The 14,754-nt window shown below is 73.2% G+C and carries 13 protein-coding genes; 6 read left to right on the top strand and 7 right to left on the bottom strand.

Annotation, left to right across the window (positions count from 1 at the left end; all coding sequences use genetic code 11):
- Positions 1–5 precede the first annotated feature (5 nt).
- From L6E12_RS22970 to L6E12_RS22985, 4 genes are all read left to right on the top strand, one after another.
- On the top strand, positions 6–941 hold the full coding sequence (locus tag L6E12_RS22970; protein ID WP_236229999.1) for an NADP-dependent oxidoreductase: 936 nt from the start codon (positions 6–8) through the stop codon (positions 939–941).
- Positions 942–1,070: 129 nt separating this feature from the next.
- Positions 1,071–1,445, top strand: coding sequence for a YciI family protein (locus tag L6E12_RS22975; RefSeq protein ID WP_236230000.1), 375 nt, complete (start codon positions 1,071–1,073; stop codon positions 1,443–1,445).
- Positions 1,442–2,677: an RNA polymerase sigma factor gene (locus L6E12_RS22980; protein ID WP_236230001.1), complete on the top strand. Its 1,236-nt coding sequence runs from the start codon at positions 1,442–1,444 to the stop codon at positions 2,675–2,677. Before L6E12_RS22975 ends, L6E12_RS22980 begins: the two co-directional genes overlap by 4 nt.
- Positions 2,674–3,555 carry a hypothetical protein gene (locus L6E12_RS22985; RefSeq protein WP_236230002.1) on the top strand — a complete coding sequence of 294 codons (882 nt, stop codon included), beginning with the start codon at positions 2,674–2,676 and terminating at the stop codon, positions 3,553–3,555. Before L6E12_RS22980 ends, L6E12_RS22985 begins: the two co-directional genes overlap by 4 nt.
- Before the next feature lie 22 nt (positions 3,556–3,577).
- Here the strand turns inward: L6E12_RS22985 and mptB are convergent, their stop codons facing one another.
- The 5 genes from mptB to L6E12_RS23010 all read right to left on the bottom strand — a co-directional run bounded on the left by mptB (position 3,578) and on the right by L6E12_RS23010 (position 10,572).
- Positions 3,578–5,128, bottom strand: coding sequence for a polyprenol phosphomannose-dependent alpha 1,6 mannosyltransferase MptB (mptB, locus tag L6E12_RS22990; RefSeq protein ID WP_236230003.1), 1,551 nt, complete (start codon positions 5,126–5,128; stop codon positions 3,578–3,580).
- 166 nt (positions 5,129–5,294) lie between these two features.
- On the bottom strand, positions 5,295–6,917 hold the full coding sequence (nikE, locus tag L6E12_RS22995) for an ABC transporter ATP-binding protein (RefSeq protein WP_236230004.1): 1,623 nt from the start codon (positions 6,915–6,917) through the stop codon (positions 5,295–5,297).
- Positions 6,918–7,826 carry an ABC transporter permease gene (locus L6E12_RS23000; RefSeq protein WP_236230005.1) on the bottom strand — a complete coding sequence of 303 codons (909 nt, stop codon included), beginning with the start codon at positions 7,824–7,826 and terminating at the stop codon, positions 6,918–6,920. It lies immediately after the preceding gene.
- On the bottom strand, positions 7,823–8,848 hold the full coding sequence (locus tag L6E12_RS23005) for an ABC transporter permease (RefSeq protein ID WP_236230006.1): 1,026 nt from the start codon (positions 8,846–8,848) through the stop codon (positions 7,823–7,825). Before L6E12_RS23005 ends, L6E12_RS23000 begins: the two co-directional genes overlap by 4 nt.
- Entirely contained in the window at positions 8,845–10,572 is a 1,728-nt protein-coding gene (locus L6E12_RS23010; protein WP_236230007.1) for an ABC transporter substrate-binding protein, read from the bottom strand. The genes L6E12_RS23005 and L6E12_RS23010 overlap by 4 nt, the downstream gene beginning before the upstream one ends.
- A 192-nt stretch (positions 10,573–10,764) precedes the next feature.
- Between L6E12_RS23010 and L6E12_RS23015 the strand changes: the two genes are divergently transcribed.
- Together L6E12_RS23015 and L6E12_RS23020 are read left to right on the top strand one after the other, a co-directional pair.
- The gene (locus tag L6E12_RS23015) at positions 10,765–11,592 is read left to right on the top strand and encodes a M55 family metallopeptidase (RefSeq protein WP_236230008.1); all 828 of its coding nucleotides are present in this window, start codon (positions 10,765–10,767) and stop codon (positions 11,590–11,592) included.
- A gap of 13 nt (positions 11,593–11,605) precedes the next feature.
- On the top strand, positions 11,606–12,910 hold the full coding sequence (locus L6E12_RS23020; protein WP_236230009.1) for a M20/M25/M40 family metallo-hydrolase: 1,305 nt from the start codon (positions 11,606–11,608) through the stop codon (positions 12,908–12,910).
- Between the two features lie 111 nt (positions 12,911–13,021).
- Here L6E12_RS23020 and L6E12_RS23025 read toward each other — a convergent pair whose 3' ends face one another.
- Positions 13,022–13,600, bottom strand: a complete 579-nt coding sequence (locus L6E12_RS23025; RefSeq protein WP_236230010.1) for a GNAT family N-acetyltransferase — start codon at positions 13,598–13,600, stop codon at positions 13,022–13,024.
- 5 nt (positions 13,601–13,605) lie between these two features.
- Positions 13,606–14,589 (bottom strand): prolyl aminopeptidase, encoded by a 984-nt coding sequence (gene pip / locus L6E12_RS23030; RefSeq protein ID WP_236230011.1) that lies wholly within the window; start codon positions 14,587–14,589, stop codon positions 13,606–13,608.
- Positions 14,590–14,754 lie beyond the last annotated feature (165 nt).

Consider the following 14,754-nt stretch of genomic DNA (forward strand, 5'->3'; position numbering starts at 1 on the left):
CGACCGTGTTCGCCTTGCGCTTCGCCGACTACGGCACCCCCGACGTCCTCACCATCGACACCGACGTCCCCGAACCCCACCCCGGCCCCGGCGAGATCCGCATCGCCGTGCGCACCGCCGGACTCACCCCCGGCGACCGCTACCTGCGCTCGGGGACGCTGCGGCACATGATCCCCCTCGCACTCCCGCACACCACCGGCGTCGACGGTGCCGGGATCGTCGACGAGATCGGCCCCGGCGTCACCGGTGTGGCGGTGGGCGACGCGGTGTTCGGGCTGGTGCGGCGGCGCGAACTCGGCGGCGCCACCGCCGAGTTCGCCGTCCTGGAGCACTGGGCGCCGAAGCCGGACGCCTGGGACTGGGCGCAGGCCGGGGGCGCGGCCGGGAACGTCGAGACCGCCACCCGGGTCCTGGGCCTGCTCGGGGTCACCCCCGGCGCCACCCTGCTCATCGAGGGCGCGGCCGGGGGCGTGGGCTCCGTGGCCACCCAACTCGCCCGCGCCCGGGGTGTGGCGGTGATCGGCACCGGTGGCCCGCACAACCAGGGGTTCCTCACCGACCTGGGCGCGATCCCCACCACCTACGGCCCCGGCCTGCCCGACCGCGTCGCCGCCCTGGCCCCCGGCGGTGTCGACTTCGTCCTCGACGCCGCCGGGTCCGGTTCCCTGCCCGACCTGGTCACCATCGCGGGCACCCCCGACCGGGTCATCACCGTCGCGGACTTCACCGCCGCCGAGCACGGCGTGCACCTGAGCACCAGCGGCGGCCCGAACCCCGACCCGGTCCACGCCCACGGCCTCACCGCCGCGGTCGCCCTGGCCGAGGAGGGCCGGTTGCGCATCCCGGTGCACGCGGTGTTCCCGCTGGCCGAGGCGGCGAGGGCGCACGAGGTGAGCGAGAGCAGGCGGGTGCGCGGGAAGATCGTCCTGTCGATCCCGTGAGGAGGCCAGAGCGTCCGGTGCGCACCACTGCGCACGCCCATTCGGGGGAACCCGACGACGGGTGTCGAATTCGGGTCGAGTCGTTCGTCATCCTCTTCGACGGATCGGACCCGCTGAGCCGGAGGACACGTGCACTACCTGCTGTTGATCTACGACTGCGACCGCCCGGAACCCGAGGAACCCGACTTCTCCGCGGCGCTGGCCAGGGTGAACGCGTTCGCCGACGAGTGCCGCCGCCGCGGCGCGTTCGTCGCGGGCCACCCCCTGCAAGGCGAGCACACCGCCACCACGGTGAGCGTCCGCGACGGGAAGACGCTGATCACCGACGGCCCGTTCCCTGAGACCCACGAGCACCTGGGCGGGGTGTACGTGCTCGACTGCCGGGACCTCGACGAGGCCCTCGAGCTGGCCGCGCTGTGCCCGATGGCCGCGCTGGGCACCGTCGAGGTCCGCCCGATCGCCGGAGTCCCGGGTCTCGACCACCGACCGACGAGCGGCGCGTGACCGCCGCACCCGCCCTGCTGGAGGTCTACCGCGAGCACCGGGCCCGGATGCTCGCGGCACTCGTGCGCGTCCTCGGCGACTTCGAAGTCGCCGAGGACGCGCTGCAGGACGCCTGTGCGCTGGCCCTGCGCAGCTGGGAGAACACGGTGCCGCGGGACCCGGTCGCGTGGCTGCTGACCGCGGCCCGCAACAGCGCGATCGACCGGCTCCGGCGGGTCCGACGCGGTCAGGAGAAGCTCGCCCTGCTCGGAGGCCGACCGGAGGCGGCGACCGCGGAGTTCGACGGGGGCAACCTACTCGGCGTCGGCGATGAGCGGCTCAGCCTCATCTTCACCTGCTGCCACCCCGCGCTGGCCACCGAGGCACGCGTCGCCCTGGCGCTGCACGCCGTGGCCGGGTTGACCGCCGGGCAGATCGCCCGCGTCTTCCTCGTCGGCGAGGCCACCCTGGCCCAGCGGCTGGTGCGGGCCAAGCGCAAGATCCGCGATGCGGGGATCAGTCTCCGGGTTCCCGCGGACCACCTGCTGCCCGAGCGGTTGTCCGGGGTGCTCGCGGTGATCTACCTGATCTTCACCCAGGGCCACACCGCAGGCGGGCACCGGTCGGAGCACCGCGAGCTGCGGCAGGAGGCGATCCGGCTCGCCGAGCTCGTCGCCACCCTCATGCCCGACGAACCGGAGGCGCTCGGTCTCCTCGCCCTGCTGCTCGTGCACGAGGCGCGCGCCGCGGCCCGCCACACCCCGGCGGGCGACCTCGTGCTGCTCGAGGACCAGGACCGCTCGCGCTGGGACCGCGCCGGGATCGTCGAGGGCGTCGGTCTGCTCGACCGCGCGCTGCGACTCGGCGCACCAGGGCCCTACCAGGTGCAGGCCGCCATCGCCGTCCTGCACGCCCAAGCGCCGACGGCCGCCCGAACCGACTGGGCGGGCATCACCGCGCTGTACGGGTGGCTGCTCGCGGTGGCCCCGTCCCCGGTCGTGGCGCTGAACCACGCCGTCGCCGTCGCCATGTCCACCACCGCCGCCGACGGGCTGGCGCTCGTGGACCGGATCGAGGGCCTGGACCGCTACCACCTGCTGCACGCCACCCGCGCCGAGCTCCTGGGCCGCCTCGGCCGCACCGAGGACGCGGCCGAGGCTTACCGGCGTGCCCACGACCTCACCACCGATCCCGCCGACCGGCGCCACCTGGCCGGGCGCCTGCGCACCCTCGACACCCCGGAGCCACGATGAGACTGCCCGCCCTCGACCACGGGCACCGCCGCCGCGCCAAGCTGTTCCTCGCCGCGACCGCGAGGAAGTCCGGGGTGGGCAGCCCCGACATCGTGAAGATGCTGCTCTACCGGCCCGGGTTCCTCAGCAGGCCGCTGCTGGACCTCACCGCCGGGGCGATGCGCGGGCCCTCGTACTGGACCGCCGGGGAACGCGAGTACCTGGCCACGTCCACCGCGCGGTTGCACCGGTGCCCGTTCTGCGTCGTCACCCACGCCGAGCTGACCCGCATCGCCGGGCACGGCGAGATCGACCCGGACGCCCCCTCGTCAGTGCGTCCCGAGCTGCGGGCTGTGCGCGCGTTCCTCGACACCGCCACCCCGGACCCCGATCACGTCGACGCCACCACCGTGGCCGCGCTGCCCGGGCACGCGGTCGTGGAGGCGCTGCACGTGAACCTCGTGTGGGACATCGTCAACCGCTTGGCCAACGCGTTCGGCTTCGTCCTCCGCGACGGCCAACTGCACAGCGGCACCCGCTCCCTGCACCGGTTCGGCTACCGCTTCCCCGGCTTCCTCCTCGCCGAGGGCCCCAGGACCGACCACGGCGACGCCGTGCGGAACCTGCGCCACTCGGTGCTGGCGGCACCCGCGACGACGACCTCGGCACTCCGGGTGGCCGCCGCGACCGGTGACACCCTCCCCGAGCCGCTGCTGTCCTACACCGCACTGGTCCGCCGGGCGTCGTACAAGATCACCGACGCCGACGTCGACGGGCTCACCGCGGTCGGGTACGACGAGGACGAGATCTTCGAGCTCACCGTCGCGGCCGCGGTCGGAGCGGCCTTGCGCAGCTTCGACACCGCCCGCCGTGCGATGGGGCACAACACCGCGGGCTGACGTCGCCGGGCAGGGGTGCGGGTTACACCTTGGCGGCGGTGGGGGTGTCCACGCTGAGCAGGTCGTCCTCGTGGTGGTCGGTGAACAGGCCCAGCGGGTCCACGCGCAGCAGGGAGAACCCCGCCAGGACCGACACCGCGACCGCGCAGGCGATGAACACCCAGTTGTAGAGCAGGTCCTCACCGGCCGGGGAGTAGGTCAGCACCAGGAACACCGCGGCGCTGACCAGGATGGCAAGCTGGCGGCGCTGCCAGGGCAGGGCGGCGGCGATGACGAAGCCCCAGGTCAGGTACCACGGCAGGGTGGCGGGGGAGAGCACGGCGACGGCGAAGAGCACGAAGGACATGCGCCGCACCGCGTCCGAGCCGCCCGCGCGGGACTGCCACCACTGGCGGGCGGCGATCCAGATGAACAGCAGGGCACCGAGGACGCGGGTGGTGTTGACGAACCAGGACTTGTTCGCGTTGACGAACAGGTCGACCACCGAGTGCACGACCTCGCCGACGGCGGTGGGCACCGACAGCCAGTTGACGATCATCGTGGGCGCCTGCAAGGCCTGGATCCAGCCCAGGTTGACCCCGGCGGCGAAGGTGGTGACGGCGAAGGTGGCGACGAACACGCCCACCGCGGCGGCCCCGGCGCGGACGAAGTTCTTCACAGGGGTGGAGTTGAGGTGCCCGGCCCACACCCACACCAGGAACGGCAGGGCGATGGCCGCGGTGGCCTTGACCGCGACGCCGAGGGTGACCAGGAGGATGCCCACGACGTGCTTGCGCTCCAGCACGCACAGGGTGCCCGCGGCGAGGAAGCCGACCATGAGCAGGTCGTTGTGCGGTCCGCCGACCAGGTGCACCACGGTCATCGGTCCGGCGATCGCCAGCCACAGGGTGGTGGAGAGGTTGCCGCCGAGGTGGCGCACGAGGCCGGGCAGCGCCCACAGCAGCAGGCCGAGGCCGATCATCAGGGTGACGCGCATGAGCACGACCCCGGCGATCATGTTGGTGCCCGCGACCCAGGCCACGCCCTTGGCCAGCAGGATGAACATGGGCCCGTAGGGGGCGGGGGTGGTCTGCCAGAACGGGTGCACGTTCTGTACGACGCTCTGCAGGTCGAGCACGATCGGGCCGACCGAGTACGGGTCGTGGCCGAACAGCGGCAGGGTGCCCTGGGCGATGTAGGAGAACACGTCGCGGGTGAACACCGGCGGGGCGATGACCAGGGGGGCCATCCAGCACGCGGCGGCGAGCAGCACCGACTTCGGGGCGACCCGCCCGGCGAGGACGTGGCGGCCGAGGCGGACCCAGGCCCAGACGACGAGGCCGAAGCCGAGGTAGATGACGCCGGTGGCGAGCATCTGCCCGTGGCCGTAGCGGATCCACGACAGCGGTCCGTGACCGAGGACCGGGTCGCTGACCAGGATCCCGGCGGCACCCAACGCGCTGAGCAGGATCAGGACGCTGCCGAGGGTGCCCAGCGCGATGGTGCGCTTGGGCAGCGGTCCAATCCGCTCCGGTGACGGCTCCGAACTCCCGTCGGGGGCGGTTGTCTGCTTCTCTGCGTTCTCAGCGGCCAAGGACTCTTCCACGTGTGCGCATGGTTCAGCGGGGGTGACTGTCAGAGGAAGAGATTACACAGGGGCGTTGTCCGGCCTGCGCGCTACGGCCGTTCCGGTGGCACCGACCGCGCGGCGCTGCTCACACCGGGTAGCGGCGCGCGGTCGGTCCCTGCCCGGGTGCGCCTCAGACCCCCTGGTCGGCCCGGGGTTCGGCCGTTCGGCCCGCGTCCGGGCGGGGGACGGCCGCCAGCAGTGACCTCGTGTAGTCGTGGCGGGGGCGCAGCAGCACGTCCTCGACGGGGCCGTGTTCGACGATCACCCCCCGGTGCATGACCGCGACCCGGTCGGCGATGTTCCAGGCGAGGCCGAGGTCGTGGGTGATGACCAGGGTGGCCAGGCCGAGGCGGGCGCGCAGCCGCAGCAGCAGCGCCAGGACCTCCCCGCGCACGGACGCGTCGAGGGAGGCGACGGGTTCGTCGGCGACGAGCAGCCGCGGGGACAGGGCCAGGGCCCCGGCGATGACGACCCGTTGCCGCTGCCCGCCGGACAGTTCGTGCGGCAGCGACCCCAGGTACTTGTCCGCGGGCCGCAGTTCGGCGTCGGTCAGCGCCGCGCGCACCAGGTCGGCCTCGTCGCCGCGCACCCCGTGGATGCGCAGCCCCTCGGCGACCGCCTCGTGCACGGTGTGGCGGGGGTTGAGGGCGCTGGTGGGGTCCTGCAGCACCAGTTGGACCTGTTTGCGGTGTGCCTTGAGCCCCTTGGCCGAGGTGGGGATCGGTTTGCCGTCGAAGAGGACCTGCCCGGAGTCGGGTTTCTGCAACCCCAGGACGGTGCGGGCGAGGGTGGTCTTGCCGGAGCCGGACTGACCCACCAGGGCGACGATCTCCCCGGCGCGGACGCTGAGGTCCACCCCGGCCACGGCGGCGGTGGCACCGAAGGCGACCCGCAGGTCGCGGATGGCCAGCAGTTCCTCCCCCACCGCCTCGGTGCCCGCGACCGGGGCGTCACCGGCGGTGGCCGGGTTGTACCGGGAGCGCGGGTCGCCGATGGTGGGGAACGCGGCGGCCAGGGTGCGGGTGTAGGGGTGGGTGGGGGCGGTGATGACCCGGTGGGCGGGGCCCTCCTCGACGATGCGGCCGCGGCGCATGACCGCCAGCCGCCCGCAGGTGGCGCCGAGCACGGCCAGGTCGTGGGAGATCAGCAGCAGCCCGATGCCGTGGCCGGTGACCAGGCGGGTGAGCACGTCGAGGACCTGGGCCTGCACGACGACGTCGAGGGCGGTGGTGGGTTCGTCGGCGATGATCAGCTTGGGGTCGCAGGCCAGGGCCATGGCGATCATCACCCGCTGCTTCTGCCCGCCGGAGAGCTGGTGCGGGTAGGCCCCGGCCCGGTCGGCGGGCAGTTCCACCTGGGCGAGCAGTTCGGCGACCCGCTCGCGGACCCGGGCCGGTGGGGTCTTGGGCGAGTGCACGCGGATGGGTTCGGCGATCTGCTCGCCGATGCGGTGCACGGGGTTGAGGGCGTGCATGGCGCCCTGGAACACCACCGACGCCCCGGCCCAGCGGACCGCGCGCAGCCGCCCCCAGCTCATGGTGGTCACGTCCTCGCCGTCGAAGAGGATCTCCCCGGCGACCTCGGCGGTGGGGGGCAGCAGCCGCAGCACGGACATGGCCAGGGTGGACTTGCCGCAGCCGGACTCCCCGGCCAGGCCGAGGGTCTCCCCCGCGGCCAGGGTCAGGTCGACCCCGGCGACGGCGTGCTCGCCCGGGTAGCGCACGTGCAGGTCGCGCAGTTGCAACAGGGTCATTCAGCGCTCCCGCAGCCTGGGGTTGAGCACGGATTCCATGGCGCGCCCGCACAGGGTGAAGGCGAGCACGACCACGGCGATGGCCAGTCCCGGCGGCACCAGGTACCACCACGCCCCGGCGGTGACGGCCCCGGAGTTCGACGCCGAGCGCAGCATGCTGCCCCAGGAGATGGCCACCGGGTCGCCGAGGCCGAGGAAGGCCAGGGTGGACTCGGCGACGATGGCGGTGCCCACGGCCAGGGTGGTGTTGACGAACACCAGCGGCAGCACCCCGGGCAGCACGTGCTTGCCGATGATGTGCAGGTGCCCGCCGCCGAGGGCGCGGGAGCGCTCGATGTAGGGGCGGGCCTCCACGCCGAGGGTCTGGGCGCGCACCAGCCGGGCCGCCGAGGGCCAGGAGGTGACGCCGATGGCCAGCACGATGGTGCCCACCCCCGGTCCGATCACCGTGGACAGGGCGATGGCCAGCACCAGTGAGGGCAGCACGAGGAAGAAGTCGGTCAGCCGCATCAGCAGCGCCGACCCCCAGCCGCCGAAGTGCCCGGTGAGGATGCCCACGACGGTGCCGATGGCGATCGAGAGCAGGGTGGCCGACAGGCCGACGAGCAGGGAGATCCGCGCCCCCCACAGCACCAGCAGCAGCACCGAGCGGCCGCTCTCGTCGGTGCCGAGCCAGTACCGGCCGCTGGGTGGTTCCAACCGGCCGCCGGTGGCGCGGGTGACGTCGATGCCGTCGGCGTCGGTGATCAGCGGTGCCAGCGCGGCCAGGGCGATGACCAGCAGCAGCACCGCCAGGCCGAAGACCCCGGCGCGGTGGCGGGTGAACTCGCCCCAGGCGCGGCGGGCGGCGGCGCGGCGCCGCGCCCACGCCGGGCTGGGGGTCCGCTCGACGGGTTCGGGGACGGTCACGAGGCACGCACCCGGGGGTCGAGGACCCGGTAGAGCAGGTCGGCGACGAGGTTCATCACGACCACGGCGGCGGCGAGCACCAGGAAGGTGCCCTGCAGCAGCGGGTAGTCGGGGAAGCGCAGCGCCTCGAAGGTCAGCAGGCCCAGGCCGGGCCAGGAGAACACCGTCTCCACCGTGATCGCCCCGGACACCACCAGCCCCAGGTGCAGGAACACCAGGGTCACCGTGGGCAGCAGGGCGTTGGGCACGGCGTGGCGGCGGCGCACCTCGTCGTCGCGCAGGCCCTTGGCGCGGGCGGTGAGCAGGTGGTCGGCGTCCATCTCCTCCACCAGCGAGGACCGCATGACCAGTTGGTACTGGGCGTAGACGACGGCGACGAGGGTGATCGTGGGCAGCACCATGTGGTGGGCGGTGTCGAGGGCCTGGGAGAGGAAGTCCGGTGGGGTGTCGGGGTAGGTGATGCCCCCGGAGGGGAACAGCCCGCCGGTGACGGTCAGCAGCACCAGCCCCAGCCAGAAGGTGGGGGCCGACCACAGGGCCAGGGCGATGCCGGTGGCGGTGCGGTCGAAGCGGCTGCCGCGCCGCCAGGCGGTGCGGGTGCCCAGCCACAGGCCCAGCGCCACGGCGATGAGGGTGCCCACGCCGACCAGCAGCAGCGTCGGGCCGAGCCGTTCGCCGATCTTCTGCGCCACCGGCACCTTGAACGCCAGCGACTTGTCCAGGTCGCCGTGGGCGAGGTTGCCCAGGTAGCGGGTGAACTGCCCCCACAGCGGCAGGTCGAACCCGTACTCGCGTTCGAGGGCGGCGGCGCCCTCGGGGGTGACCGGGGCGCCGCGGGTCAGGGTGCGCACCGGGTCGCCGGGCAGCAGGACCCGGAACAGCACGAACCCGAGGACCACGATCAGCCCCAGGCTGATCAGCGCGGCGCCGACCTTGGTCAGCACGTAGCGCAGCGTGCCCCCGCCGCCGCCACGCGGGGTGGCGGCGGCGGGGGGCTCGACGGTGGTGAGCGCGTCGGTCATTCGCGCTCGTCCGCGGTGGCCCTGCGGCGGCGGGCCAGCACCAGGGCCGCAACGACGGCGATCACCACGACCGCGCCGATGACCACCCACACCACCGTCGAGGACGAGGAGGACCCACCCGAGGCGGACGCGGCGGCGGGGGTGGCGCTGTAGTACCCCCAGTAGGACTGCTGGTTCATGATGAACCCGCCCGGGTCCGGGGACAGGGTGAACGGGGCGAACTTGTCCTTGCGGTAGGCCTCCAGGGCGTTGTCGTAGGACAGGATCGTCATCGGCGCCTGGGCGTAGAGGATCTGCTGCATCCGCTTGACGATCTCGGCGCGCTTGGCGGTGTCGAACTCGCTGCCCTGCTGGGCGTAGAGGCGGTCGTACTCCTGGTCGCAGAAGAACGAGTCGGGGGTGGCGCCCTTGCCGTCGGCGTTGGGCCGCGACGCGCAAGTCTGCAGGGCGAGGATGGCGTCGGGGTCGGGGTTGCCGGTCCACCCGCTGTAGGCCAGGTCGAACCGCCCGGCGGTGGTGTCCTCGTTGAGCTTGTTGTCGGCCACCGAAACCACGTCCACGGCGATGCCGATGTCGCGCAGCCACCCCTGGATGAACGGGGCGGACTGCTCGTCGAAGGCCTTGCCCGCGTGCAGCATCAGCCGGAACTTCAGCGGGCGCCCGCTGGCCGGGTCGACGCGCACCCCGTCGCCGCCGCGGGCGTACCCGGCGGCGTCGAGGGCGGAGTTGGCCGCGGCCGGGTCGAAGGTCCGCGCCTGCTCCCCGGTGGGCTCCCAGTGGTAGGTGGAGAACAGCGGCGGGATGTAGCCGCCGCCGACGGTGGCGTACCCGCCGGAGACCTTGTCCACGATGGTCTTGGAGTCGATGGCCTGGGCGATCGCCCGGCGCAGCCGCGGGTCCTTCAGGGCGGGGTGCCCGTCGCCGATGGGCTGCCCGGTGGCGGTGGCGGCACCGGGGTTCATGACCAGCTCGTTGAACCGCTTGCCCTTGGCGTTGTTGCGCTCGATGTTCGGATCACTCGCGAGCGCGTCGAACTGGGTGGGGGTCAGGCCGTTGACCAGGTCGACCTCGCCGTTGCGCAGCGCCTGCACGGCGGCGTCGGCGTTCTTGTAGTGGACGAAGTCGAGGTTGTCGATCTTCGGGGCGCCGCGCCAGTACTGCTTGTTCGCCGAGAGCCGGGTGTACTGGCTCTCCTTGAAGTCGGTGATGACAAACGGCCCGGACCCCACCATCGGGTAGGTCGGCTCGGCGCCCACGTCGACCTTGGACCACACGTGCTCGGGCACGATCGGGATGTCCAGGGCGGCCATGGTGGTCTGCGGGGCCTTCGTCTTGACCACCACGGTCGTGTCGTCGGGGGCGGTGACCGATTCCCACTGGGCGACGTAGTTGCTGTTGGCGGTGCGGGCGGTCTCGTTCGACAGCATCAGGTTGAACGTGAACGCCACGTCCGCGGCGGTGATCGGCTGCCCGTCGCTCCACTTCGCGCCCCGGCGCACGGTGTAGGTCCAGGTGAGCTTGTCCGGCGAGGGCTCCCACTTCTCGGCCAGGCCCGGCTCGGGGCTCATGTCCCCGGCCGAGGCGGTGGTCAACTGCTCGAACGCGGCCCGCAGGATGTCGGTCCCGGTGCGGGTGATCGACAGGAACGGGTTGAGCGAGTCCACCTCCTGCGTGACCGCGACCCGCAGCGTCGTCCCCTGTTGCGCGGCGGCGGTGGCGGTCACCGCCGGTACCGCCCCCAGTCCCGCCGACACGGCCACCACCAGCGTGGATGCCCCTAACGCCCATCTTCTCTGCCGCACCGTACCCACCCCTTGTCCCTCGGTGTGACGCAACTCCTGTCACAGTTGGCAAGAAAGTAACCATTCGGGAACCGCGGAAGTCAACGAGTGTCGCGCAGAAGTAACCTGTGCCCGGTGCGCATACTCATCTCCGCGGACATGGAAGGCGCCACCGGCGTCACCTGCACCGCCGACGTCGTGCCGGGCACCGAGCAGTGGCAGCGGTTCCGCCGACTGCTGACCGGCGACGTCAACGCCTGCGTGGCCGGGCTGTTCGACGGCGGCGCCACCGAGGTGCTGGTCAACGAGGCACACTCTTCCCAGCGCAACGTGCTGCTGGAGGAGCTCGACCCCCGCGCCCGGCTGCTCACCGGCCGCCACAAGCCGCTGTCGATGATGCAGGGCATCGACTCCGGGGTCGACGGGGTGGTGTTCCTCGGCTACCACACCGGGGCGGGCGCCGACGGGGTACTGGCCCACACCTACCTGGAGAACTCGATCACCGAAGTCCGCCTCGACGGGGTCGCGGCCAGCGAGGGCAGGCTCAACGCCACCCTCGCCGCCGAGCACGGGGTGCCGGTGCTGCTGGTCACCGGCGACGACCTGACCTGCGCCGACGCGAGCGCCTACGCGCCCAGGGCGCGGCACGCGGTGGTCAAGGAGTGCGTGTCGCGCTACGCCGCAGTGTGCTCGCCGCCGTCGGTGACCGCGGCCCTGATCACCGCCGAGGCGACCGCGGCGATGGCCCACGCCGGGCGCGGGCACGGCGACGCGTCCGCGCACACCGTCGAGGTCGACTTCGATGCGACACATCTCGCACATGCCGCCGCGGTGGTGCCGACGGTGGAGATGGTGGGTACGCGCACGGTGAGGTTCACCGCGGAGTCGCAGACCGCGGCCATGAAGGCGTTCAAGGTGGTGACCGCCATCGCGGCGGGAGCCATCGACGGGTTGTACGGCTGAGAAGGGGTACGGCGTGGGTGAGGCTGTCGAGGAACTCTGCTCCAGGCTGGTCCGGATCGACACGACCAACCTGGGCGGGGGTGCGGGCAACCCGGAGCGACCGGCGGCGGAATTGGTCGCCGGGCGGCTGAGCGACGCGGGCCTGTCACCGGTGCTGCTGGAGCGCGCACCGGGCCGCTCCAACGTCATCGCCCGCTGGCCGGGGACCGACCCCTCGCTGCCCGCGCTGCTGGTGCAGGCCCACCTCGACGTGGTGCCCGCCGACCCGGCGGAGTGGAGCAGGCACCCGTTCTCCGGGGAGATCCACGACGGGTACGTGTGGGGCCGGGGCTCGGTGGACATGAAGGACATGGTCGCCAACGTCCTGACCGTGCTGGCCCGCTGGGCGGCCGAGGGCCGGGGCCCGCGCCGCGACGTGGTCTTCGCCTTCGTCGCCGACGAGGAGGACGACGGGCAGTGGGGTGCGCACTGGCTGGTGCAGGAGCACGCGTCGCTGTTCGAGGGGTGCGCGGCGGCCATCAGCGAGTCCGGCGGCTACACCGTGCCCGCCCGCTCGGCCACCGGCCGGTTGGTGCACCTGTACCCGGTGGGCACCGCCGAGCGGGGCACCTCGCACCTGCGGCTGACCGCCACCGGCCGCGCCGGGCACGGCTCGCGCCGCAACGACGACAACGCGGTGGAGAAGCTGGTCCACGCCCTCGCCCGGCTGGCCGCCCACCAGTGGCCCATCCACCTCATCCCCACCGTGCGGGCGTTCATCGACCGGGTCGGCACCGCCCTGGACGTCCCGGTCGACTGGAACGACGTCGACGCCACCATCGCCGGTTTCGGCAACGCCACGAAGATGGTGGAGAACGTGGTGCGCAACAGCACCCGCCCCACGGTGCTGCAGGCCGGGTACAAGGTCAACGTGGTGCCCGGGGTGGCCCAGGCGCAGGTCGACACCCGGGTCCTGCCCGGCACCGAGGCGGTCATGCTCGCCGAGATCGACCGGCTGCTGGGCCCGGGCATCACCCGCGAGTACGTCGCCCACCAGCCGCCGGTGGAGTCGCGGGTGGATTCCCCGTGGTTCGACGCCATGGCCGCGGCGCTGCGCTCGCAGGACCCGGAGGCGGTGGTGGTCCCGTACTGCATGGGCGGGGGCACCGACGCGAAGGCGTTCTCCCAGTTGGGCATCGAGTGCTTCGGGTTCGCCCCGCTGCTGCTCTCGGCGGACTTCGACTACCGGGCGATGGCCCACGGTGTCGACGAGCGGGTCCCGGTGGAGGGCCTGCGGTTCGGGGTGGAGGTCCTCGACCGGTTCCTGTCCGACTGCTGAGGCTCGGCACGGGCCGGTGATCGGCGTGCGCCGCTGCGGCCCCTCGGGTGGTCGACCATCCGGGGGCCGCAGCGGCGCCCGGTCGGCGCCGCGTGGGTGTGCGCCGGGTGGTCAGTCGGTGTCGAGGCGGGCGTGCAGGTGCATGTCGTGCCACCCGTCGGCGTGCAGCGCCTCGGCCCGCCTGGTGCCCTCCAGCGCGAACCCCGCCCGTTCGGCCACCCGGCAGGAGGCGGGGTTCGCCGTGGAGTGCGCCACCTCGATCCGGTGCAGCCCGAGCCCGGTAAACCCCCACCCGGCCAGGGCCGTGAGCGCCCGCGGTGCCACCGCGTGCCCGCGGGCGGCGGGCAGCACCCAGTAGGAGACCTCCGCGCGGGCTTCGTCGAGGTGGATGCGGCGCAGGCTGATCTGCCCGAGCACGGTGTCCTCGGCCCCGGCGGAGCCCACGGCCCACCCGGCCCCGGTCTCCGCCCGCCACCGCGCACCCCACCCGGTGATCCATTCCCGGGCCTCGGTGTCGTCCATGCTGCGCGCGTGCCACCGCTGGATGGCGGGGTCGGCGTACCCGGCGACGACGGCGGCGCGGTCACCCGCCCGCCACGGCCGCAGCAGCACCCCGTCGCCGGGGATGCGTGGCTGGTCGCGCCCGGCGAGGGCACCGGCGGGCAGGACGTCCTCGATCAGTCTCGGCACGGCCCTCAGCCCCGTCCGGCGGGGGCGAAGCGGGCGGTGGCGGCGTGGATGGCGGCGGCCAGGGCGGGGCTGCCGGTGTGCCCGGAGTCGTCGATGACCACCAGGTCGGCGGCGGGCCAGGCGGCGGCGAGGTCCCAGGCGGTCTTGAGCGGGCAGCCGAAGTCCAGGCGGCCGTGGATGAGCACGGCGGGGATGTGGGCGATGCGGTCCACGCCGCGCAGCAGGGCGCCGTCGTCGAGCCAGGCGTGGTGGGAGTAGTAGTGGGCGCAGATGCGGGTGAAGGCGCGCTGGGTGTCGCCGAAGGTGGCCGAGAAGTGCCCGGCGCGCGGTTCGTGGGCGATGACCGCGTCCTCCCAGGCGCACCAGTCGACGGCGGCCTGGTCGCGCACGGCGGCGTCGGGTGAGTTGAGGAGCCGGTCGTAGGCGGCGACCAGCTCGACCCCGGCGGGGTCGCCGTCGAGGCCCGAGCCGCGGCGGAAGTCCTCCCAGGGGCCGGGCACCAGCACGCGCACGCCCCGGTAGAGCCAGTCGATCTCGGCGGGGGTGCTCAGGGAGATGGCGACCAGCACGATCTCGGAGACCCGGTCGGGGTGGCGCTGGGCGTAGGCCAGGGCCAGGGTGCAGCCCCAGGACCCGCCGTAGAGCAGCCACCGGTCCACGCCGAGGTGTTCGCGCAGGCGCTCGATATCGGCGACGAGGTGTTCGGTGGTGTTGTGCTCCAGGCTGACCGCGGGGTCGGCGGCGTGCGGTTCGCTCTGCCCGCAGCCGCGCTGGTCGAACAGCACGATGCGGTAGGCGTCGGGGTCGAACAGGCGTCGGCTGCCCCGCCCGCCGCCCGCGCCGGGGCCGCCGTGCAGCCACAGGGCGGGTTTGCCGTCGGGGTTGCCGCTGCTCTCCCAGTACAGGCGGTTGCCGTCGCCGACGTCGAGGTGGCCACTGGCGTGCGGTTGCAGTGGTGGGTGCGGGGTCACGTGCGGCTGCGAGGTCACGTGCGGCGACGGTAGGGGCTGCCCGACCGCCGTCGCCACCGCGTTTCCCGGGTGCCCGACCCGGTGGGGGCGCAGCGTCACCCGGACGGCCCCCTAACGCCCCACCCCGATCCGGGGATGTAGCAGGAGAGCGGGGGCGGGCGGCATGGGTTTCGCTACAGTTGA

The organism is Actinokineospora sp. PR83 (genome assembly GCF_021056305.1).
Taxonomy (GTDB): Bacteria; Actinomycetota; Actinomycetes; order Mycobacteriales; family Pseudonocardiaceae; genus Actinokineospora; species Actinokineospora spheciospongiae.